The sequence below is a fragment of the Luteolibacter ambystomatis genome, assembly GCF_018137965.1.
Taxonomy (GTDB): domain Bacteria; phylum Verrucomicrobiota; class Verrucomicrobiia; order Verrucomicrobiales; family Akkermansiaceae; genus Luteolibacter; species Luteolibacter ambystomatis.
Window position 1 is genome coordinate 2986152 of record NZ_CP073100.1, and the last position, 22094, is coordinate 3008245.

At 63.0% G+C, this 22094-nt stretch carries 16 protein-coding genes; 10 read left to right on the forward strand and 6 right to left on the reverse strand.

The annotated features are described in order from the left end of the window. Positions 1-5: 5 nt before the first annotated feature. Positions 6-1340 (reverse strand): 16S rRNA (adenine(1518)-N(6)/adenine(1519)-N(6))-dimethyltransferase RsmA, encoded by a 1335-nt coding sequence (rsmA, locus tag KBB96_RS11340; protein ID WP_211629555.1) that lies wholly within the window; start codon positions 1338-1340, stop codon positions 6-8. Between the two features lie 436 nt (positions 1341-1776). Between rsmA and KBB96_RS11345 the strand changes: the two genes are divergently transcribed. Together KBB96_RS11345 and KBB96_RS11350 are read left to right on the forward strand one after the other, a co-directional pair. After that, positions 1777-2847: a hypothetical protein gene (locus tag KBB96_RS11345; protein WP_211629556.1), complete on the forward strand. Its 1071-nt coding sequence runs from the start codon at positions 1777-1779 to the stop codon at positions 2845-2847. A 34-nt stretch (positions 2848-2881) separates the two neighbouring features. Further along, positions 2882-4093 carry an OmpP1/FadL family transporter gene (locus KBB96_RS11350; protein ID WP_211629557.1) on the forward strand — a complete coding sequence of 404 codons (1212 nt, stop codon included), beginning with the start codon at positions 2882-2884 and terminating at the stop codon, positions 4091-4093. Between the two features lie 62 nt (positions 4094-4155). Here the strand turns inward: KBB96_RS11350 and KBB96_RS11355 are convergent, their stop codons facing one another. Further along, positions 4156-4365 carry a hypothetical protein gene (locus tag KBB96_RS11355; RefSeq protein ID WP_211629558.1) on the reverse strand — a complete coding sequence of 70 codons (210 nt, stop codon included), beginning with the start codon at positions 4363-4365 and terminating at the stop codon, positions 4156-4158. Between the two features lie 17 nt (positions 4366-4382). Next, positions 4383-4814 carry a type II secretion system protein GspG gene (locus KBB96_RS11360; RefSeq protein ID WP_211629559.1) on the reverse strand — a complete coding sequence of 144 codons (432 nt, stop codon included), beginning with the start codon at positions 4812-4814 and terminating at the stop codon, positions 4383-4385. A gap of 187 nt (positions 4815-5001) precedes the next feature. Here KBB96_RS11360 and KBB96_RS11365 point away from each other — a divergent pair, with 187 nt between their 5' ends. Further along, positions 5002-6009: a metallophosphoesterase gene (locus KBB96_RS11365; protein ID WP_211629560.1), complete on the forward strand. Its 1008-nt coding sequence runs from the start codon at positions 5002-5004 to the stop codon at positions 6007-6009. Between the two features lie 152 nt (positions 6010-6161). On the opposite strand, the gene KBB96_RS11370 is transcribed toward KBB96_RS11365, so the two are convergent. After that, positions 6162-6527 (reverse strand): cupin domain-containing protein, encoded by a 366-nt coding sequence (locus KBB96_RS11370; RefSeq protein WP_211629561.1) that lies wholly within the window; start codon positions 6525-6527, stop codon positions 6162-6164. A gap of 185 nt (positions 6528-6712) precedes the next feature. Here KBB96_RS11370 and KBB96_RS11375 point away from each other — a divergent pair, with 185 nt between their 5' ends. The 7 genes from KBB96_RS11375 to KBB96_RS11405 are packed head-to-tail and all read left to right on the forward strand — an operon-like array spanning position 6713 to position 17395. Next, entirely contained in the window at positions 6713-7720 is a 1008-nt protein-coding gene (locus tag KBB96_RS11375; protein ID WP_211629562.1) for an AAA family ATPase, read from the forward strand. A gap of 43 nt (positions 7721-7763) precedes the next feature. Continuing rightward, positions 7764-9515, forward strand: coding sequence for a hypothetical protein (locus tag KBB96_RS11380; RefSeq protein ID WP_211629563.1), 1752 nt, complete (start codon positions 7764-7766; stop codon positions 9513-9515). A gap of 7 nt (positions 9516-9522) precedes the next feature. Further along, positions 9523-10545, forward strand: coding sequence for an ABC transporter ATP-binding protein (locus KBB96_RS11385; protein ID WP_211629564.1), 1023 nt, complete (start codon positions 9523-9525; stop codon positions 10543-10545). A gap of 3 nt (positions 10546-10548) precedes the next feature. Beyond that, positions 10549-11967, forward strand: coding sequence for an ABC transporter permease (locus KBB96_RS11390; RefSeq protein WP_211629565.1), 1419 nt, complete (start codon positions 10549-10551; stop codon positions 11965-11967). Next, the gene (locus KBB96_RS11395; RefSeq protein ID WP_211629566.1) at positions 11964-12845 is read left to right on the forward strand and encodes a DUF58 domain-containing protein; all 882 of its coding nucleotides are present in this window, start codon (positions 11964-11966) and stop codon (positions 12843-12845) included. Before KBB96_RS11390 ends, KBB96_RS11395 begins: the two co-directional genes overlap by 4 nt. A gap of 9 nt (positions 12846-12854) precedes the next feature. Continuing rightward, complete coding sequence (locus KBB96_RS11400) at positions 12855-14678, forward strand: vWA domain-containing protein (RefSeq protein ID WP_211629567.1); 1824 nt, start codon at positions 12855-12857, stop codon at positions 14676-14678. Continuing rightward, on the forward strand, positions 14675-17395 hold the full coding sequence (locus KBB96_RS11405; RefSeq protein ID WP_211629568.1) for a VWA domain-containing protein: 2721 nt from the start codon (positions 14675-14677) through the stop codon (positions 17393-17395). The genes KBB96_RS11400 and KBB96_RS11405 overlap by 4 nt, the downstream gene beginning before the upstream one ends. 21 nt (positions 17396-17416) lie before the next feature. On the opposite strand, the gene KBB96_RS11410 is transcribed toward KBB96_RS11405, so the two are convergent. Beyond that, positions 17417-18874, reverse strand: a complete 1458-nt coding sequence (locus KBB96_RS11410; protein ID WP_211629569.1) for a DUF1501 domain-containing protein — start codon at positions 18872-18874, stop codon at positions 17417-17419. Position 18875: 1 nt separating this feature from the next. Beyond that, complete coding sequence (locus KBB96_RS11415) at positions 18876-22064, reverse strand: PSD1 and planctomycete cytochrome C domain-containing protein (RefSeq protein WP_211629570.1); 3189 nt, start codon at positions 22062-22064, stop codon at positions 18876-18878. Positions 22065-22094: the final 30 nt, after the last annotated feature.

Consider the following 22094-nt stretch of genomic DNA (forward strand, 5'->3'; position numbering starts at 1 on the left):
AGCTTTCACCCCAACTTCACCACCGCCTCCCAGCACGCCAGGAACCCGGAGGCGAAGTCGCTGGGACGCGAATCGATCCACGCCTGGACCTCGCGCGGCGCGAACCATTGGGCGGCATCGATCTCCGCACAGGGAAAACGCACCGGGCCATCGTAGCGGCAGCGGTAGAGCCGGACATGTTCCCAGCCTGTCGCCGGACACGCCTGGATGCGGGCGATTTCCTCCGGTTCCACACCAGTGATGCCCATTTCCTCCTCCAACTCGCGAACGACCGCGGTTTCGTAATCCTCTCCGGCATCGAGGTGGCCGGAGACACTGGAGTCCCACACACCGGGGTGGGAATCCTTCAACAGGGAACGCCGCTGGAGCAGCACTTCGCCACGACGGTTCACTGCGAAGACATGGATCGCACGATGGAGCAGTCCCTTCGCATGCACTTCGCCGCGGGTGGCTTGGCCGGTGACCACGTCGTTCTCATCGACCACGTCGAAGACCTCCGCGTCCTTCTGTGGGATGTCCATCAGCGGATGCGGATCGTAGGCGCGTGCGAGGGACACCCATTGGTCGAGGGAAAGCTCCTCGGCACGGGCGGTGGACAGAAAGCCGACGAATGCCGCAAGCGACTCCCAATCGGCGGACTCGGGCAGGTTTTTCTTCAACTGCTTCCGGCGCTGGGAGAATCCGCAGCGCACCAGTTCGTCAAACAGACGTGCATCGAATGGCGGCAGTCCGCCAGTCCTCGGGGTGAGCACGGCCACACTGGAATCGATCTGCGGGCGCGGGAAAAACGCCTCCGGTGGCACCGTCCGCAGCGGCTTCACCTCCCAGCCGCTCTGAACCCGCAGGGTCAGCACGCCGTAATCCTTGGTGCGAGGTGCCGCGGCCAACCGGTCGATCACTTCTTTTTGAAGCATGATGACCGCCCGCTCGAAAGGATGCGGCCGGCTGAGGAAGTTTTTCAAAATGGCCCCGCCGCAGGAATAAGGCAGATTGCCGAGAAATTTGGCCGGGCGATGTTTGAAAATCTGCCGCACGTCGAACTTCACGCCGTCTTCATGATGGACCTCCACGCTGGGTTCGTCCTTGAAGCGCTCCTTGAGCATCGCCGCCAACCGCGCATCAAACTCCACGAGGATCAACCGGCGCACCTGGCCGACGAGATGCTCGCTGAGCGCACCGGTTCCGGGGCCCACTTCCACCACCGCATCATCCGGACCCGCCTCAAGCTGGGACACGATCCAGCGCGCGCAGTTCGGATCGATCAGGAAGTTCTGACCCAATTGCCGGCTGGGCGTCACGCCGGACTGCTCCAGCACCTCACGGATTTCGCGTCCCGTCATTCCGCCGCTTCTTGATCCATCAAGGCTTCCAGCGCAACCCCAAGCATCATCGGAGAAGCTTCGAATTTATTTTTAGATTTTTTGAACATCTCCCCAAGTGGACGGTCTGACTCCTATGAAGACCGCAATTGCGCGTTTTCATGTTAGGGTGAACAGCAGTTGTCAGCCCCCGTCGATCCCCCCGGAGACGATGGGTTGATGATCTCGGCCGCCGGGGGTGGGGACCTCCGGCGGCCACTTTTTTTGCCTGATTTCAGAGACAATTCCGCGAATTGGGAATTCCACGCCCGGGTTTCCACGTTTCAACGTCCGGGATTGAACCCTTGCAGCGGATCGTGCTAAAAAATAGGGTCGCTTTTCCGAAAGCTATTTCTTACGGATCTGTGAAGTAAACGTACTCCCCTTCATGGCTGATCATCCCCCAACCGAGTCGAAAATGAAAGACCCGATCCGTCCTTGGTTCAAAGCCTTGGAAGGCTTGGGCGAATACATCGGCATCCGGTTCGGCAAGGTGAATCCGGAAACCAACGAGGTGGAGTGGATTTTCCTGCCTCATACGGAATACGACGGCATCGGTGCCTTCGCGCACCTGATGCGCGAGGGCGGGGTGAAAATGAACCAACTCCCGCAGATCACTCATCCGGCTCCGTTGAACTGGACTTCCTTCCTGCGGCTGGTGCCGAGGATGATGGGTCCGCGGCGGCGCCTGAAATGGAAGCCGCTGCCACAGGGACCGGCGCTGGACAATGCCCAGCAACCGCCGCCCGCCGTGGCGTGGCACGTTTTCACCGAGGAGGATTCCGCCAAGCTGCGCCGCGCCAGCCGCTTGGCGAACGTTTCGGTCAATTCGCTGCTGCTGAAGTACCTCGACCGCGCCGTCCGCGCGGATCTGGAGAATCCTTCGTCCGCCATCCCGTGGATGATCCCGGTGAACATGCGCGGCAAAGTCACCCAGGACAGCGATGTCGCGAACCACGCCAGCTACATCGGCATCCGCATCTTCGCCTCGGAGAGCGTGAAGGACGTCCATCGCCACATTTACGATGCTCTCGGAAAAGGTCAGCACTGTGGCAACTGGAAGGCACTCAATGCCACCGGCTGGACCTCCGAAGCCACGAAGCAGAAGATGCTCAACATGGACCGGGCCACCCTCCAGTGGAGCCTCGGCGGCTTCTCGAACCTCGGCGTCTGGGATCGGGAAAAAGCCATCACCGCCGAAACCTGCCAAGGTCCTTGGCTGTTTTCGCCGCCGGTACTGAGCAGCCAGTTGGTCGGCGCAGGTTGTATCACCTTCCAAGGCCGTCTCAGCCTCACCCTGCAGATCCATCCGGATCTCACCACCTCTCCCGAGGTGGCGGCGAAGTGGATGCGTACCTGGGTCCGCGAGATCGAGTTCGATTTTCCCGCCTTCTGGCCTGCAGAAAACGCGACTGCCGTTCCGACCCAGGGCCACATCCACAGCTTTCCCGGCGCGCTGCCCGCAAGCTCCGCACGCACCGGCTCCTGATTCTCCTCCCTTGCCGAAAAACCCACGACATCCCATGCAGCCAGCCCGCGTCCGCGATTCCCGTCTCGCCATACTTGCCGTGGCGTTCCTCTCCTTCCAACAGGCACATGCCGTCGGCTTCCGCCTGCCGAACCAAGACCCCGAAGCCATCGCCCGCGGCAATGCCTTCGCCGCCACCGCGGACAACCCCTCCGCGATCTACTACAATCCGGCCGGCATCACCCAGTTGGAGGGCCAACAGCTCAGCGTCGGCATATACGCCATCTCTGCCGACCTCCACTACACCTCTTTCACCGGCGCGACGGCCAGCAGCGATCCCACGGTCCAGTTCGTTCCGCAGATCTACTACACCTATTCGCCCAAGGAGTCTCCATGGTCCTTCGGCCTCGGCGTTTACGCGCCGTATGGCCTCGGCGTGGACTACGGCACCCGGAGCCCGATCTCCACGATCGCCCAGGAAGCGAAGCTTCTCTACGCCACCGCCAATCCGGTGGTCGCCTACCAGATCAGCCCCACCCTCTCCATCGGCGGCGGCATCACCCTCAACTACTCGGACGTCAATCTGGAACGCCAGATCGGCTTCGGTCCTGCGGATGGATTCCGCTTCAAGGGTGACGGCTTCGACACCGGCTTCAACCTGGGCCTGCTGTGGCAGCCCGTGACCGAGTGGTCCTTCGGCCTCAACTACCGCTCCGCCACCGAGATCGGCTACGATGGCAAATCGATCGCCTTCCCTTACGCCGGGTACAGCCCCACCAGCGCTTCCATCGATTTTCCACAGAACATCGTGGCGGGCGTCTCCTACCGGCCGAACGACAGGTGGAACTTCGAGTTCGACCTCGATTGGACCGACTGGGACGTGGTGAATGACGCCACCTTCCGCGGCACCTTCGGCGGTCCGCAGGTCTTTCCGTTCCGCTATACCTCCGGGTTCATGTACAATTTCGGGGTCACCCGCCAATTGGGCAACGGTTACTTCCTCAGCGCCGGTTACATCTTCAGCGAGAACTCCGTGCCGGACCGCACGCTCACCCCGTTCAATCCGGACTCCGATCTCCAGCTCGGCAGCATCGGCTTCGGCCACCGCGGCGAATGCTTCAGTTGGGCGGTGGGCTATCACTTCGCCTACAATGGCGGCCGCACGGTCGTCGGCAGCGTGGCAACCTCGCCGATCGGCCAGACTGCGGACGGTCACTATACGACGTTCAACAACGCCTTGAACGTTTCCGTGCGCTACTCGTTCTGAGGCCGAATTTGCGGACATCTGGCCGGAAATCACCCCACTGGAGTCTTGTTAGGCCGGATTTTTCAGTTCACTTTAAATCCAAGAAAGGCGACGGCGCGCTCCGGCAGACCGGAAACCTTTCTCACAAAGTCGGTGAATCCCAAGTGATGCTCATCGTGCTTCAAAATCCGGGGGGAGATTGAAGGGCGAAGGAGCCGCGGCAGACCGCCGGTGCTGTTCCCTAAAAAGCGCGGGCCTGCTTTAGCAACAGGCCCGCGCTTTTTGGTAGCCATGGCAATGGCTGCAAGCCTTACCGCTCCACCAGCGATGCGCAGGTGTGGATGATGTCATCCGCCCGGTTCGCCGTATCGGCTCCGCGGCTGCGCAGGATCACCCCGGAAGCGGGCGTTGCTTCATACTCATAGGCCCGACCCCAGGGATCGGTGGGCAGCGACTGCCGCAGATGTGTCCCATCCGGCATTTCTTCCAACAGCGCGGCGAGGCCTTTTTCCTTCGCAGGAGCATGGCCCGTGCGATGAAAGTATTCATCCAGATCGCCGTCCAACTGGCGCAGGTCGAACTCCGCCCGCTCGCGCAGCGAACTCCGGAACACCACGTGGTGGAGGCCCCACACCATGCCGCCGGTCACCAGAAAAACCACCGAAGCGAACCCTAGAAAGCCAGTCCCCGGCCACAACCGCGGGTGGCCGTTCCAACGCATCAAAAACGGGAACGTTCTCATGGACTGGGGCAGGAAAAGACCCTGATCCCGGGCCGCGGCAGTGGGGCCGTGTCCCGGTTCCAGGGTCCACTGGGAAAACGCTGCCCGGCCGACTTCTTGTCTGTATTCCCATTCTGCAGCGGAAAATGACAATACCGTCACATTTAGGGAAACATTCCGCCCTCGGGAAAGTATCCTTCCAGCCGTCATGAATTTGGATTCTTCCGCCTTTTCCCGCCGCGACGTTCTCAAAACCACCCTGCTCTTCAGTTCCGGCCTTCTCGCCGGCGGCTGGGCATCCCGCCTCCAGGCGGCTACCGCGAAAACGGATTTCGGCCAAGGTGGGCTGCACCTGCTGGCGGTCGGCGACTACGGCACGGCCAATGCCGAGCAGAAGAAGGTGGCCGATTGCATGAACAGCTTCGCGGGCAAGCTCAGGTCACCGCTTTCCGCCGTACTCGCACTAGGGGACAACTTCTACGGCATGATGACGCCGGAGCGTTTCCAGCCCGGCTTCGAGCAGATGTATTCGAAGGAGCATCTCGACTGCCCGTTCTATGCCTTGCTCGGAAACCACGACTACGGTCCGCAATACGATTCCAAGCAGGGCCGGGCGAAGGCGGACATGCAGCTCGACTACGCCAAGGCGAACCCCACCTCGCGTTGGAAGATGCCGGCAAAGTGGTATTCCTTCGAACTGGGCGCACCGGACAAGCCGCTGGTGAAGGTGATCTATTTGGACGGCAATAACTTCGAAGGCGCATTGACGCCGCAGGAGAAGATCGACCAGAAGCGCTGGCTGGAAGCGGAGATGCAAAAGAAGACCTCCGCGAAGTGGTTGTGGGTCGTCTCACATTACCCGTTGTTCTCGGACACCACGAAGCGCGGCGACAAGGAAGGCGCGAAGCTGGTGGAGAACTGGGGCGCCTATCTCCGCGAAAAGCCCGTCTCACTCTATCTCTCCGGGCATGATCACAATCTCCAGCATCTGCGCGTGGAGGGCTACCAGCCGAGCTTCCTTGTTTCCGGTGGTGGTGGCGCGCACCGCTACGAAGTGCAGCAGTCCGACCGCGGCTTCTCGATGCAGACGCGCGGCTTCAACCACATCCACGTCACCGAGGACAAACTGACAGTGCAGCTCATCAATCCGGACGGGCAGCGCCTGCATGCCTTCGAGCGGAACCTCAAAGGCGAGACGACGATTCTAACAGTTTGATCATCCCGCTGGGAGTGGCTGCTTCCGAACAGCCATGACAAGAGGGAAAGACAGCATGCCGTTTCAACGCATCCGGAGTTCAGGAAACCTACCCGCTTGAGAGTTTTGGGGGATCGTTTGGGAAATGGCAGATCGAAAGCCACCACTCCCGGTCAGGCCTCATCACGATGCACCGTCTCCGGAGAGAAAGCATCGAGACAGACGGCGATATACTCCGCTCCCTCCGGACCGGGTGAGCTGTAGCGCACCCATTCTCCACGATTCGTCTGAATGGCCTGGCCTGCGGACACCTGATGAACGCCCTCGCGGGTCTCCACCTGCAGGGTACCGCGCATCACCACCGTGTACTCATCGAATTCCGGAGTCTGGCCCGGCTCCGCCCAGCCGGACGGACTGACCATCCGCGCGATGCTGACCGCGGAGGTGCCCGAATTCACCCGGCCGAAGAATTCCTCGATCACTTTCGGAGGCTCGCCGTGGGCATGGATGCGGGTCGGAGCTGGAATCAGTCGTGCCATGGCCGGACGATGTCAGGCATGGGCCGGAAACGCACGGGAAAGTCACCGCTGGACGGGTCCGATTGGAATCCGCGGTCACATTTGCAAAATACATGCCCGGGCGAATCGCCTATTTTTCATGCGATCTTCATTCCCTGCGGCGTTTCCTTTGTTAGCGTCGGTCAGTTCAGATTCCCCAGATTTCCATGGAACACGCCTCCGAAACCGAAGTTGTCAACGCGGGCAAGCACCTCCGCTCGCTGGTGAACGGCCTCAATCAAGTGCTGTTCGGTCAGGAGGAACTGATCGATCTGGTCCTTACCGGCATTCTGGCCCGCGGCCACATCCTGCTGGAAGGTCTGCCCGGCCTCGGCAAGACGGAGCTGGTCAAGGGTCTCTCAAAGCTGGTGCGCCTCGGCACGAAGCGCGTCCAATTCACCCCGGACCTGCTGCCGGGTGACATCACCGGCAACCCGGTGCTGCAAGAGACCAACGGCCGCCGCGAGTTCGTGTTCCAGCCGGGTCCGCTCTTCACCAACATCGTGCTGGCGGATGAAATCAACCGCGCCTCGCCGAAAACCCAATCCGCCTTGCTGGAAGCGATGCAGGAACGCCGCGTGACCGTGCTGGGCGAGACCCACACACTGCCAAAGCCGTTCTTCGTGCTCGCCACCCAGAACCCGATCGAGCTGGAAGGCACCTACCCTCTGCCGGAAGCTCAGCTCGACCGCTTCCTGTTCAAGCTGGAGGTCACCCGTAACAACGTTGACACCCTCCAGCGCATCGTCTCGAACCGTGAGATCGGCACCGAACCGGTGGTGGAGCCGGTGATGGATGCCGCCACCTTGGAGGAACTGCTGGAACTCGTGCGCCGCATTTATCTGCCGGACGTGGTGGCGAACTACATTGCCCGCCTCGTGGATGCCACCCATCCCGGCCAGTCTTCCGCAGCGCATGGCATCCGCTACGGAGCCAGCCCGCGTGCGGCGCTTGCACTGGCATCCGCCGCCCGCGCGCGCGCGCTGATGAACGAGCGCGTCAATGGCAGCTTCGAGGATGTGAAAGCGGTGGCCCCCGCCGTGCTGCGCCATCGCATCGTGCTCGACTACAATGCGCGGGTGGAAGGACTGACCACGAACGACCTGGTGCGCTCGCTGCTGGAGGAAGTGCCGTTCCAATCCACCTCCACACCTCGGACCCTCAAGCCGGCCTGACCACCGGCCGCCCGACCGCTTCCGATTTCCCATATCCCACTTCATGATGCGCCGGCTCGCCCCTCTGCTGCTCGCTCTCGCTGCTTCCGCTTCCGCCCAGGAGCAACTGATCCGCGAGGTGACCGATCCGAAGACGGACACCCACGTCGAGATCACCTCGCTGTTCTCCGAGCCACCTTCCCACGGCTACCTGCCGGTGCGGGTGACGATTGCGAACCGGCTGGAGTCGAACCGTTCCGTCACCGTTTCATTCGAGTGCAACACGAACGGCTCCTACAGGGACGAAGGCAGCAAGATGACTTCGTCGTTCACCTTCGATGCTCCGGCGGAGAAATCGAGCGATCACGATATCCTCGTGCCCTTGCCAACCGCCATCGGCGGTCGTGGCACCGGCACCTCCGTGAAAACCACGCTGTCCGGCACGCTGGGCAACAGCAGCCATACGTTGAGCGGAGAATTCGCGGAGAACCAACCCGGAGTCTTGATGGGGGAAAAGCTCTACACCGCCAATGCCCTGGATCTCTCGAAGGAAGCCGGCTCCCACCTGAGCACCTATCGTGGCAGTGTGACCTTCGCCTCCCGCTTCGATGCCCGGCGCATGCCCGACGATTGGCGCGCCTACTCCGGCTACGACCATGTCATCATGACGGATGACGAGTGGACGACCTGCTCACCGGGCGCGAAGACCGCCCTGCTGGCATGGATCCGTCTGGGCGGTCATCTGAGGATCTACACGTCCACCGGCACCGCCACCGGCCTCAACCTGCCGGTGGATACCAGTTTCGGCTCCGTGAAGGTGGAAAAGACCAGCGGCGGCGCGCTCAAATTGGACGCTCCAGCCGTGGTCAACGCCATCCTCGCCAAAGGCCCCCGCTCATCGCAACTCGAGTCCATCAACAACGACTACAACGCGAGGTGGCCGTTGCAGGATGACTTCGGCAAGGTCGGCTTCAACTACGCGGTTTTCATTGTCATCCTCATCGCCTTCGGAGTCGTCGTGGGACCGGTCAATCTCTTCGTCTTCGCCAAGACCGGACGCCGCCACCGATTGTTCATCACCACTCCTCTGATCTCTCTTGCCGCAAGCTTGCTGCTGGTGATCCTCATTCTTCTCCAGGATGGATTCGGCGGACGCGGAGTAAGAGTGGCACTGATGGAAGTGCGTCCGGACAACAGCGAGAACGCGGCCTACATCCACCAGGAACAGTTCAGCCGCACCGGCGTGCTGACGGGCGTACGCTTCACGCTCCAAGACGCGGCCGTAATCTCCCCGGTACCCATCGCGGAGGACAACCGCTGGGCTCGCCTCACCACCACGAATGGCGGCGGCGGCAACGGCTACTCGGCCAATTTCGTGGATGGCAAGCTGGAGACCGCTGGCGATTGGTTCCAGAGCCGCTCGGAACAAGGCCAGATCCTGGAAGCGGTCATCCCCACCCGTGGCCGCATCGAAAGAGCCACCGGCGGCGGCGATCCCTCGCTGCTGTCCACCTTCGATTTCCCGATCGAAACGCTGCTCTTCCGCGATGACTCGAAGCAATGGTGGAAGGCTACCAACGTGCAACCCGGCTCGCGCATCCAACCCGTGACCATCACCGATGCGGAAGCCAATGGCATCATCGACATCGAAAAAGGCCGCCTCGGCAACCGCAACGCCAACCTGTTGGACAAGGTGAAGCTCCGTGACGGCTCCTTCATCGCCACCACCCTCAAGGCTCCCGCCGTGGAGACTTACAAAAGCATCAAGTGGCAGCAAACCCGGACCGTGATCACCGGACCGGTCATCATCCCCTGAAACCACCATGTCCGCCGCCCTCAAGGTTCACAATCTCTACCGTTACTTCGGCCATCTCCAGGCCGTGAACGGCGTCTCCTTTGAAGTGCCACATGGCTCGGTCTGCGGTTTCGTCGGCGCGAATGGCGCGGGCAAGACCACCACCATGCGCATCCTCGCCACACTTGACTACCCCACCATGGGGGTCGCGGAAGTGTGCGGCATCAATGTGGTGAACCATCCCTCCGAGGTGCGGAAGCTGATCGGATGGATGCCCGACCACTTCGGCAACTACGAGCACATGACCGTGCTCGAATATCTCGATTTCTACGCGCGCGCGCTGGGCTACAAGGGCAAGGAGCGCCGCCAGCGCGTGCAGGAGGTGATGGAATTCACCGACCTCATCCCACTGGCCGAGCGTTTCTCCAACAAACTCTCGAAGGGCATGACCCAGCGTCTCGGTCTTGGCCGGGCACTGCTGCATGACCCGCAGGTGCTGATCATGGACGAACCCGCCGCGGGTCTCGATCCGAAGGCGCGCGTGGAACTGAAGCACCTGATCCGCGTGCTCGCGAAGGAAGGCAAGACGATCTTCATCTCCTCCCACATCCTCTCCGAGCTGGGCGAGATGTGCGATTCGCTGCTTTTCATCAATGCCGGGCGCGTGGTCCATCATGGCAATGCCGAAGATCTCAAGCGCGGCGCGGACGCGCTCGGCGGCGTCCTTTACGACGTGCAGGTGGCGGGCGAAGCGCAGACGGTCTCCGATTGGTGCGTGCTCCAGCCGCATGTCGAGTTCCTGGAAGCGCGCAAGCACGGCGGACGTATCCGGATCGAAACCGATGATCCGGCAAAGGCCGCGGACGTGCTTTCGCGCATGGTGAAGGACGGCCTGAGGGTGGTGGAGTTCCACCGCGAGCAGCGCAATCTGGAGGACGCCTTCATCGACATCCTCGGCCGTATCGAGCGCGGTGAGAAAAACGTGATCGCCCCCCCGCCGATGCCGGAAACGAAATCCGCGCCAACGGCCACCACCGCCAGCGAGTCCTGATCCATGTCCACCATCTCCGAACGTCCCGACGACTTCCCGGACCGTTTCTCACCGATGCTGGTGAAGGAGCTGCGCCAGGGCTTGCGGGCGAAGACTTTCGTGATCGTCTTCCTGATTCTCCAGGGACTGCTGGGACTGATCCTCCTGGTGGCGAGCGCCGGGGCCACCTCGGCACGCGCCGGAGAAAAGGTTTCCCAAATCGTCTTCGTCTTCTTCTCGCTCGCCGTACTGGTGGTGCAGCCCTTGCGCGGCATCGGCGCGCTGGCCGGTGAGATCCGCGGCCAGACGATCGACCTGATGGTGCTCACACGGCTCAGCGCGATGCGGATCGTGCTCGGGAAGTGGGTGGCCATCGTGAGCCAGTCCGCGCTGATCACGGCCACGATCTTCCCGTATCTGATCCTGCGCTACTACTTCGGTGGCATGTCATTGTTCCCGGAACTGCTGGCGGTGCTGATGGTGCTGTTCGTTTCCGCCGGTTTCACCGCCATCACCGTGGGCATCTCCGGCAGCGCGTCGGTGATGGTTCGCGGCATCATTCCAATCATCGCCGCCATCCCGCTGATCATGTGCATCTTTGAATTCGGTTTCGGCGGGGAACTGGGAGAACTGATCGGTTTGTTCACATTCACCGACACCGGAAAAACCTGTGCGCTGCTGCTCTTCATCATCACGACCATCCACATCTCCTGGAACATGCTCTCGCTGGGAGCCTCCGCCATCGCCCCACATGCGGAGAACCATGCGACGCCCCGGCGTCTGGCCGCGCTGGCCGTGCTGGTGGTGGCTCCCGTGCTGATGCATGCCGCGGACATTCATTCGGAGGAAGCCATCGTCATCTGGCTGATCCTCGCCGCGCTGCCGATCGCCATCGCCCTTACGGAGAACACTCCTCTCGTTCACGCCATCGCCATCCGGTTCGCCCGGCGTGGCGCGGTCGGACGCCTTGCCGGACGCATCCTCTATCCCGGCTGGCCGTCCGGAGTGATGTTCACCATCGCGGCGTCCGGTATCGGCCTGCTGATGATGCCGGTGCTTTCGCCGGGCAAAGACGTGGACATGTGGATCGGCATGCTGGGAGGACTCGGCAGCCTCTTCCTGCCCGGTCTGCTGGTGATCGCACTCGGGAAGAAAGTGAAGGACCGGCTCGCGGTCTATATCCTCGGATGGTCGATCTCCTTCGCTCTGGTCATGATTCTCTCCGCCATCACCGATGGCATGTCGTCGCGCGGCATGCTGTGGGGGTTCGTCTGGTGCCCGCTGATGCTACTCCCGATGTCCGACCACGGCATCAGTGATCACGCGCTGTTCATCACCGGCCTGATCGTCGATGCGACCTACCTCGGCACCCTGATGATCATGGCCATCGCCGCCCAGCGCGGGATCAGTGAAATCGAACGCCAGGCTCTTGCCAACGAATGACCGCCGAGGAACTCCAGCTCTGTCACAGCCGCGCTCTCGCTGCCGCCGGAAGGTTGCGGCTGCCTCTGCGCTCGAAAGTCTGGCGCGGCCAGGCCGGTGAATTCAATGGCGGTGGCACCGGCTCCTCGCTCGATTTCCAGGACCACCGCTCCTATGTACCGGGCGATGATCCCCGCCATCTCAACTGGCAGGCCTATGCGCGCACCGGGCACTACACGATGAAGCTCTACCGCGAGGAAGTGCGTCCGGTGATCGACCTGATTTTCGATGCCTCCGAGTCGATGTTCTTCGATCCGGTGAAAGCCGCGCGTTCCGCCGAGCTATTCTACTTCATCGTGGCCACCGCCCGGGCCAATGGTGCCAGCGTCGGCATTCACGTCGTCCGTGGCGATGCCTCCGTGCGTGTCGATCCGGACAGCATCCCAAGCCACCGCTGGCTGGACGCCGCCCGCGCGCTGCCAGCCGCGGATGCCTCCGCGCCGCTGGATCTCTCGCGTGTCACGCTCCGTGCCAATGCCGTGCGGGTGCTGATTTCCGATCTGCTGTTCCCGGGCAATCCCGATCCCCTGCTGCGCCATCTCGGCCAGCGGCACGGCAGCATCATCGTCTTCTCTCCCTTCCTCGCAAGCGAAGCGAAGCCGGAGTGGACGGGCAACTACGAGTTTGTTGACGCGGAGCGCCAGACCCGCCACCAGCACCGCATCGAGCCTTCCGTACTCGACCGCTACCTCGCAGCCTACGCGCGCCACTTCGATCTCTGGAAGCAATCGTGCCGCCGCCATCAGACCGCCTTCGCGCGCATCCCGGCGGAACCGGATCTCGCCACCGCTCTCTTCAGTTCCGCCGTTCCCGCGGGAGCGCTGGAAACGTCCCACTGATCTCCGCCCGTGCTGACTCTTTCCAATCCCTACGGCCTCTGGGCGCTGGCAGGCATCCCGGTGATCCTGGCCATCCACTTCCTCCAGCGGAAGTCGGTGGTGCTGCCGGTGTCCACGTTGTTCCTGTTGGAGAAGACGCAGCGCGAGTCAGTCAGTGGCCGCCGATTCGACCGACTGATGAATTCCATCCCGCTGTGGATGCAGTTGCTGGCGGTGCTGCTGCTCGCGTGGTTCCTGTGCGAGCCGCGCTACCAGAAACCTCGTAGCACGCAGCGCGTCGCCATCGTGCTGGATTCGTCCGCCTCGATGAATGTCTTCAAGGACAAGGCGCTGGAACAACTGAAGGCGAAGCTTCCTTCGCTGCAAGGACCGGCCGCCGCGCTGGATCTCATCGTGTTCGAAAGCACGCCCGGCCGACCACGGCTCTATGCCGGCGACTCTCCTGAGAAGCTGTTGGAAGCGCTCAAGGACTGGCGGCCACGGGATGGACTCATTGACCCCTCGCAGGCGCTGCGCCTCGCACGCTCGTTGGTTTCACGGGAAGGCATTGTCGTTTACGTCACGGACACGCCTGCGGAAACGCTGCCCTTTGACGCCCGCCTGCTGGCGGTGGGCGAACCGATCGACAACGTCGGCTTCACCGGCATCTCGTTCACCCACGAGGAAGGCGCGCTGGTCTGGCGGGCACTGGTGCGGAACTACGGCACCGGTCCGGTGGACCGCACCTGGACCTTGGAGAGCCCGGGCGGCCGCAGCGAGGCCAAGCCGATCCATCTCGATCCGAACGGCCTCGCATCCTTGCAAGGAGCCTTCCCTCCCGGCACCGACAAGGCACGTCTGGTACTTTCCGCCGACCGCTTCACCACCGACGACATCCTACCGCTGGTCGTTCCGAAACCGAAACCGCTTTCGCTCTTCGCCGGCACTTCGGAGACCTTCCAGGATCTCACGAACAAACTGCTGCGTTCCATCGAAGGCATGGCTCCTGCCAACGACGCCTCCGAATCGGATCTCGCGCTGATCAGCTACGACCCACTCGACCCGATCCTGCCGCCGGGCAATGCGGTGGTGTTCGTCCACGATTCCACCAAAGGCGGTGCGTATCTCAAAGGTGGGATCGTCCCACAACCCCACCCCTTGATGGACGGGCTCAACTGGCAGGCCCTGCTGGTGCGCGAGACGATCACGCTGCAACGCACGGCCGCGGACCAGGTGCTGCTGTGGCAGGGCGACCGGCCGCTGATTTTCCTGCGCGACATCGCCGCCACCGCGGAGCGTCCCGCCGCACGGCAGTTGTGCTTCAACTTCGACCTCCGCCTTTCGAATGCGGCCACACAGCCCGCCTTCATCGTGATGCTGCATCGCTTCGCCGAATCGATCCGGGACTCGAAGGTGGCTCCTGCTTCGGAAAATCTGGAAACCAACCAGTCGATCCGGCTCGCCTCGCATCCCGGTGCGGAAGGCAAACCCGCCGCTCCGCTCGAAGCCACCGCGCTCGATCCGGATGGCAAACCCGCGGCCGTGTCCCGCATCAAGCCGGGCGATCCATTGCAGGCTCCGCTCGATCCCGGATTCTTTACCGTGAAGCAGGGCGATGAAACGTTGCTGGAAGCTTCCGTCCACTATGGCGACACCCGCGAGGCGGACTTCACCGCGTGTGGCGCGGCCGATACCTTGAACCAAGGCACCGGCGAGGCCGTCGAACGCCACACCATGGAAGATCCGCTCTGGAGGATCGGCCTGCTTGTCCTGATCGCCGTCCTGCTGGTGTCGTGGCACTATACGGTGGGACGCTCTCGTTCCTCCGCCGAACCGAACCTCTCTCATTCGTGACCCTGCCCGTCTTCCAAGCTCCCGAATGGTTCCTGCTGATCCCGGCGCTCGCACTGCTGGGGTGGTTCTGGCGTCCGCTGAAGCTGCACTCACCATTGCGCGCGCTGATCCTCCTGATCATCACCTTGATCCTCGCCGATCCACGGATGCGCCGGCAACAGGATGCTCTCGACCTGTGGGTGCTGCTCGATCGCTCCGATTCCACCGAGTCCATCGTCGATCAGGGCCTGCCGGAGTGGCGGAAGCTGCTGGAGAAATCGAAACCCTCGCGGCATGACACGCTCCACTTCGTGAACTACGCCGCCGAGGTCGTGGAACTGGGCAAGGACGGCGATACCTTCACCGGCTCGCGCAAGCTGACGCGCACCAATCTCGCGCTGGAAAACATCGCCGCCATGGCGGACGAGAAGAAGCCCTCGCGCGTGCTGGTCTTCACCGATGGATTCTCCACGGAGCCCCTTCATGAAAGCGCCGCCCAACTTGAATCCCGCGGCATTCCGGTGGATTTCCGGTTGATCCGCGAGGAGACCGAGGAGGACTTCCGCATCGCGCGTCTGGAGTTCCCGGAGCGGGTGCAGGCGGGTGAGCCGTTCCTGCTCGGCGTGATCGCCCGCGGTTCGAAGGACATCACCGTACCGCTGGTGCTCCGCCGCAACGGCCAGAAGCTCACCGAAACCACCGTCACCCTGGTCAATGGCGCGGGCAAGGTGGAGTTCACCGACCGCATCCCGCGCACCGGCTCCTTCGAATACGAGGCGGAGATCCTTCCCGAGAAGGACGCGCATCCGGGCAACAACCGCTTCAACCGCTGGATTGAGATCGCGGGCGGGCCGCGCATCGTGCTGGCCACCCGCTACGCCGATGATCCGGTGGCGAAAGTACTAGAAACGCAGGACTTCACCGTGCAGACGATTTCCGATCCCGGCCAGTTGCGCCCGGGCCTGCTGGCGGGCGCGAGGGCGGTGGTCTTCAACAACATCCCCGCCCACGAGGTGCCCACCGATTTCCTCAAGGCGCTCGACTTCTACGTCCGCGAGCAAGGTGGCGGCTTCCTGATGGTCGGCGGCGAGAGGTCGTTCGGTTCCGGCGGCTATTTCCAGTCCGCGATCGATCCGCTGCTGCCGGTGTCGATGGAGCTCAAGACCGAGCACCGCAAGCTCTCCGTGGCGCTCGCCATCGCCATGGACCGCTCCGGCTCCATGTCCGTGAACGTGGCGGGAGGAGTGACCAAGATGGATCTCGCCGACAATGGTGCGGCGAACGCGATCGAACTGCTCGGTCCGATGGACCAGGTTTCGGTGATCGCGGTGGACAGCGCCCCGGAGGTGTTCGTGCCGATGTCACGCGTGGAGAACCACAAGAAGGAGTTCCAGACCCGCGCGCGCAAGATCCGCTCGGAAGGCGGTGGTATTTTCATCTATGAAGCGCTCAAGGCCGGATGGGACCAGTTGAAGAAAACCAATGTCGGCACGCGCCACATGATCCTCTTCGCCGATGCAAACGACTCGGAGGAACCCGGCGACTACAAGAAGCTGCTGGCGGAGATGACCAGTGAAGGCTGCACCGTGACCATGATCGGCATGGGCACGAAGAAGGACCAGGACTCCGCCCTGCTGGAGGACATCGCCAAGCTCGGCAACGGCCGCATCTATTTCGCCGAGCAGCCGATGGACATCCCCAACGTGTTCTCCCAGGAAACGGTGACCATCGCCCGCTCCGCTTTCGTGAAAGACCCGGTCGGAGCCAAGGCCACCGGCCGCTGGACCGAGGTGTCTCCGAAGCCGCTCGACTGGCTCGCGGAAACCGATGGCTACAACCTTTCCTATGCCCGCGAGGACGCCACCGTCTCGCTGGTCACCACCGATGAATACCTCGCACCACTGGTCGCACAGGCACGCCGGGGACTCGGCCGCACCGCCGCGATCTCCTTTCCGCTCGGCGGCGAGTTTTCAGAAAAGGCCCGCGCTTGGTCCGGCTATGGCGATTTCGTCCAGACCGTTACCCGTTGGCTGATGGGGAACGAAGTCCCGCCCGGAATCGGCATCCGCCACCGCCTCGATGGCACCCGCCTGACGGTGGACCTGCTCTATGACGAGGCGCTGTGGTCGGAGAAACTGGCCGCCATGCCACCGAGGATCAAACTCGTGGAGGAAGGCGGCGTGCCCTATGACGTGGCGTGGAAACGCATCGCGCCGGGACACTTCAGCGTGACACGCGATCTGGAAGCCGGTTCGGTGGTTCGTGGCGCGATCCAGGTGGGCAGCGTGGCCCTGCCCTTCGGTCCCATCAGCGTGGGGGCATCGGTCGAGTGGGCTTTCGAACCGGAACGCATCGCCGAGTTGCGGGCCGTCTCCACCCAGACCGGTGGCCGCGAGCTTCTCAATCTGGAGAACGCCTGGCTGCGTCCGCCATTCATCCACGAGGCCTCGCTGAAGCTGCCGCTCGCGATCGCGTTGATGGGTTTGATCCTCGCGGAAGCCCTTTTCACCCGCACCGGTTGGAAGCTCCCCGCCTTCTCCTTGCCTGCGGGCAAACGGGTCCGCACCCCGCGTCCAGCCCGGGTGGCGAAGTCCCGCACCGCTGCCTCCACGCCCGTCGTCGAAGAAATGCCCGAACCAGAAGCGGATGACCAACCGGTTCCGAATGTCCCGCAGATGCCGCCCACCGAGGACACCGACCGCCGCTCCCGCTTCCAGCGTGCGAAGGACCGGCGCTGAACGGGAGCCCGGATGCCACGACTACGTCAGGATCGCTTTCACCGGAGCGGCAGGTTCCACGCCGGTCAGTTTCATATCCAGCCCTTGGTATTTCACCGTGAAGCGGCTGTGGTCGATGCCGAACTGCTGTAGCAGCGTGGCGTGAAGATCTCGCACGTGAACCACGTCCTGCACCGCTGCATATCCCATCTCATCGGTGGCACCGTGGACGGTGCCCGGTTTGATCCCAGCGCCGGCCATCCACAAGCTGAAGCCCTTGATGTGATGGTCGCGGCCACTGCCCTGGCCCATCGGTGTGCGTCCGAATTCTCCGCCCCATATGATGAGCGTGTCCTCCAATAGTCCACGCTGCTTCAGATCCTTCACCAGCGCCGCGGAAGCCTGATCGGTGAGCCGCGCGCACTCGGGCAGTTGCTTTTCGATGTTTCCGTGATGGTCCCAACCACGGTGATAGAGCTGCACGAAGCGCACGCCTCGCTCGAGCATCCGCCGGGCGAGGAGGCAGTTGCTCGCAAACGAGCCATCACCGGGAGTCTTCACGCCGTAGAGATCACGGATGTGCTGGGGCTCGTCCCGCATGTCCGTCAGTTCCGGCACCGAGGTTTGCATCCGGAACGCCATCTCATACTGGGCGATACGCGTTTCGATCTCCGGATCGACACGCTCCTCCCGCAGGATGCCGTTCAGGCGCCCGATCTCATCGATCACCTGCCGCTGGGTGGATTGGCAAACGCCGTCCGGACTGCCGACATAGTGGACGGCATTGCCCTTGCTCTGGAACTGGACACCCTGGAACTTGCTGGGCAGGAAGCCCGCGCTCCACTGCCGCGCCGAGATCGGCTGGTCCGGTTCCGACCCGCGGGAAACCATCACCACATAGCCCGGCAGATCCTGGGTCTCCGCACCCAGCCCGTAGAGCAACCACGAACCCATGCTCGGCCGCCCTTTGAGGATCGAGCCGCTGTTCATGAATGCGTGCGCCGGATCATGGTTGATCTGTTCCGTCACCATCGAGCGGATCACGCAGATCTCATCCGCGATCGAGCCGATGTGTGGAAACAGTTCGGAAATCTCGACCCCGCTCTGTCCGAACTTCCGAAACTTCGTGAACGAACCACGCGCGACCAGCTTCGAGCCCTGGAGCTGGGCAAGCTGCTGTCCGGCAGTGAAGGAGGCCGGGAATTCCCTGCCATGAAGCGCATCGAGCGCGGGCTTCGGATCGAAGGTCTCCAGGTGGGAAGGCCCGCCGGCCATGCACAGGTGGATCACGCGTTTCGCCCGCGCCGGAAAATGCAGCCCGCCCCGCCCCTGGATGAAGGGCAGCCCCGCCAGCGGCTCCTGCTCTGCAAGACTCCTGCCTCCCCCGAGCAGTTGTGCGAACGCCAGCCCGCCGAGACCGGCGAAGCTGCGCTTGAGAAAAGTACGACGGCTCCAGTCGAGCTGATGTCGTTCGAGATGTTCGATGAAGGGATGTTTCATCTCAGTAGCGGGTGATGGTTTCGTGGAGGTTCAGGATCACGCGGCAGGTCTGCGCCCAGGCCGCGAGCTCCACCGCCTTGGCAGGATTGCCGTGATCGGAGAGGCCGGTCTTCAGGAATGCCGCGGCATCGGCGGGGGTGGCCGCGTAGGCCGATCGTTGTTGTCCGACGAAGGCAACCAGAGATTGCAATTCGGCGGGCTTCGGCACTCGGCCGAGTGCCGCAAGGAATGCGTCCCGGACACGCTCCGCATCCGTGGCAGCCGGATGCTCCGCGACGAGCCTCAATGCGAAAGCGCGCGCCGCCTCCACGAAGGTGGGATCATTGAGCTGCACCAGCGCCTGCTGGGGGCTGTTGGATTGCAGCCGGTCTGCGGAACATTCCTCGCGGCTCGGTGCGTCGAATGCCGCCAGCATCGGATGCATGAACGTACGCTGCCAATGCATGTAGAGGCCGCGCCGGTACTGCTGGTCGTCCGTGTTGGCGAGGTAGTCGCGCTGGGGAAAATTCAGGTTCGCATAGTAGCCGGCCGGTTGGTACGGCTTCACGCTGGGACCGCCGATGATGCTGCCGGACAGCAGGCCGGAGATGGCAAGGGCATTGTCCCGCACGAATTCCGCGTCCAGACGGCGGGGCGATTGCTCGCAGAGCAGGCGGTTGCCCGGGTCGATCCCGGCCAGGTCGGCACGCGCCGCCGAACGTTGGCGGTAGGTATGGCTCATGACGATCAGCCGGACCATGTGCTTCACGTCCCAGCCGGAATCGCGGAACTCGGCCGCCAGCCAATCGATCAACTGCGGGTGGGACGGCCACTCGCCCTGGTTGCCCAGATCATCGAGCACGTTGGAAAGGCCCTTGCCGAAGAACTGCTTCCACAGCCGGTTGGTGAACTGCCGTGGGGTCAGCGGGTTCTCCGGGGATGACAGCCAGCGCGCCAGATCAAGGCGGGTGAGGCGTCCGGTTTTTCCCGCCAGCGACGCATGGGGCAGAAACTCCGGCACCGCAGGCTGCACCACCTCGGCGGGAGCCGCCCAGTTGCCACGTGGCAGCAGATGGGAGACCCGCATCTGGGCCGGAGGCAGCGCCTGCGCCACCAGCGAGTGGGCGTAGCCCGCGCGGCAAGCGATGATCCCATCCCGGATCCTGCGGTAGTCCGCGGGCAGCGCCGCATCCGGCGTGGTGGCTTGGAGCCAGCCTGCCACGAGTTCCCGGCGATAGGATTCACCCGGCGGGGCGGCAGGCGTTTTCAAGGCCGTGGCAAGTTGGGCGCGCAACGCGCTGGGCATGCCCGGCACCGCATCACCGAAGGGAGTCACACTCAGGCGGACGCGACCGAGATTCGTGCTCGCCAGCGTGACGCGCAGCACGCGTCCGGCTTCGGCCGGAAGCGGCTCCGCCAGATGATAGATGGCCTGGTGCGGACGGGACGCCGCGTCCTGCGGCTCCTCCAGCACCGCTGGTGCGGATGTCCACTGCGGCTCCAGAAGCGGCGAACTGTCGCCATTGTTGTACTTCGCCGGGGTGCGACGGTCCGCCTGCGACCATGCGATCTTCAAGGGAACCGTATCCACGGCAAACGTCGGCGTGACGCTGAACTTCCCGTTCACCTCCCGGCCCACCTTGCCCGAGTTCCTGGCGTCAGGCAGCACCTCGAGCCGGATCGACCGCACCGCCGTATCCGGCACCGGGAAAGCCACCGTCACTATTTCATCCTTCACCGGCGGTCCCGTGAGCAGAACCGAACTGCTTGCCGCATCGACCTCATGCGGGGTGCCTTTCACCACGGTGGTTTCGCCCGGTGCCAGCACTGCCCAGCCGGTGGGGTTTGCCGTCAGAAACGCGGCCGCACCCTGTATCCACTGCTGGAACCCGGGAGCATCCATCCTACCCCCCGCCGCCAATGCCGCCACGCCTTGATCCTGGAGCCACAGCAGGCGCTTCTGCACCGCGATGTTCGGCGCGCAGATTTCAGGAGGAAACGGATACTCGTTGTTGAACCCCGGCAGGTCCTTGTTCGGCGTGTAGTTGTAGTCGGAATATACTCCCCACTGCCGCACGTCATCGAAGAACGCGCCCAACGAATAAAAGTCCTTCGAAAGCAGCGGATCAAACTTGTGGTCATGACACTCGGCACAGCCGGTGGTCAGCCCCAGCCAGGCCGCGCCCACCGCACGCACGCGGTCGCCCGCGTACTTCGCGAGATACTCCGGCGGCTGGGCTCCCCCCTCGCGGGTCATCAGGTTCAGCCGCAGGAAGCCCGTCGCGATCCGCTGCTCATCGGTCGCGCCCGGCAGCAGGTCGCCTGCGAGTTGCTCGATGGTGAACTGGTCGAAGGGCTTGTTGTCGTTGAACGCCTTGATGACGTAGTCCCGGTAGGGAAAGATCCGCTGGTTCTGGTCACCGTGATAGCCCACCGTATCGGCGAAGCGCACTACGTCCAGCCACGGCACCGCCATTCGCTCACCGTAGTGCGGGGAAGCCAACAGCCGCTCCACTTGCCGCGCATATGCGTCCGGACGGGTGTCGACCACGAAAGATTCAATCTCCGCCGGGGCGGGCGGCAGACCTGTTAGATCCAACGCAAGCCGCCGCAGCAGTGTCGCCTTGTCCGCCTCCGAGGAGGGTTCCAGATTCTCCTGCTCCAGCCTCGCGAGGATGAACGCATCGATCGGATTCACCACCGACTCCGGATGCTTCTTCACCGCCGGCACGACGGGCTTCACCACCGGCGCGAAAGCCCAGTGCTGCTCATACTTCGCCCCTTGTTCGATCCAGCGGCGGATGAGGGCCTTCTGCATCTCCGTGAGATCCTTGTGAAACTCCGGCGGCGGCATGACCTCCTTCGGGTCGGTGGAAACGATGTGTTTCCAGATCGCACTCTCCTCCGGCTTTCCCGGAACGATCGCCCGCTGCTCGGAATCCTTCAGCTTCGCGTAGCCGCCCTCCTCGGTGTCCAGTCGCAGGTCCGCCTTGCGATGGGCCTTGTCGAAGCCATGGCAGGCAAAGCAGGTGTTCGAGAAGATCGGGCGGATGTGGGCGTTGAACGACACCTTTTGAGGCAGATCTGAGGAAGCGGCAGCTTGCGCCGGCACCGGGACCACCGCCTGGGAGCGGCTCCACACGGAGACCACACCGCCAATGACCACCAGCGTGGCCGGGATCACGATTCTGGAAACAATTCGAAGCAACATGGGGAAGAAGAGGAAACGCAAAACCGGTCC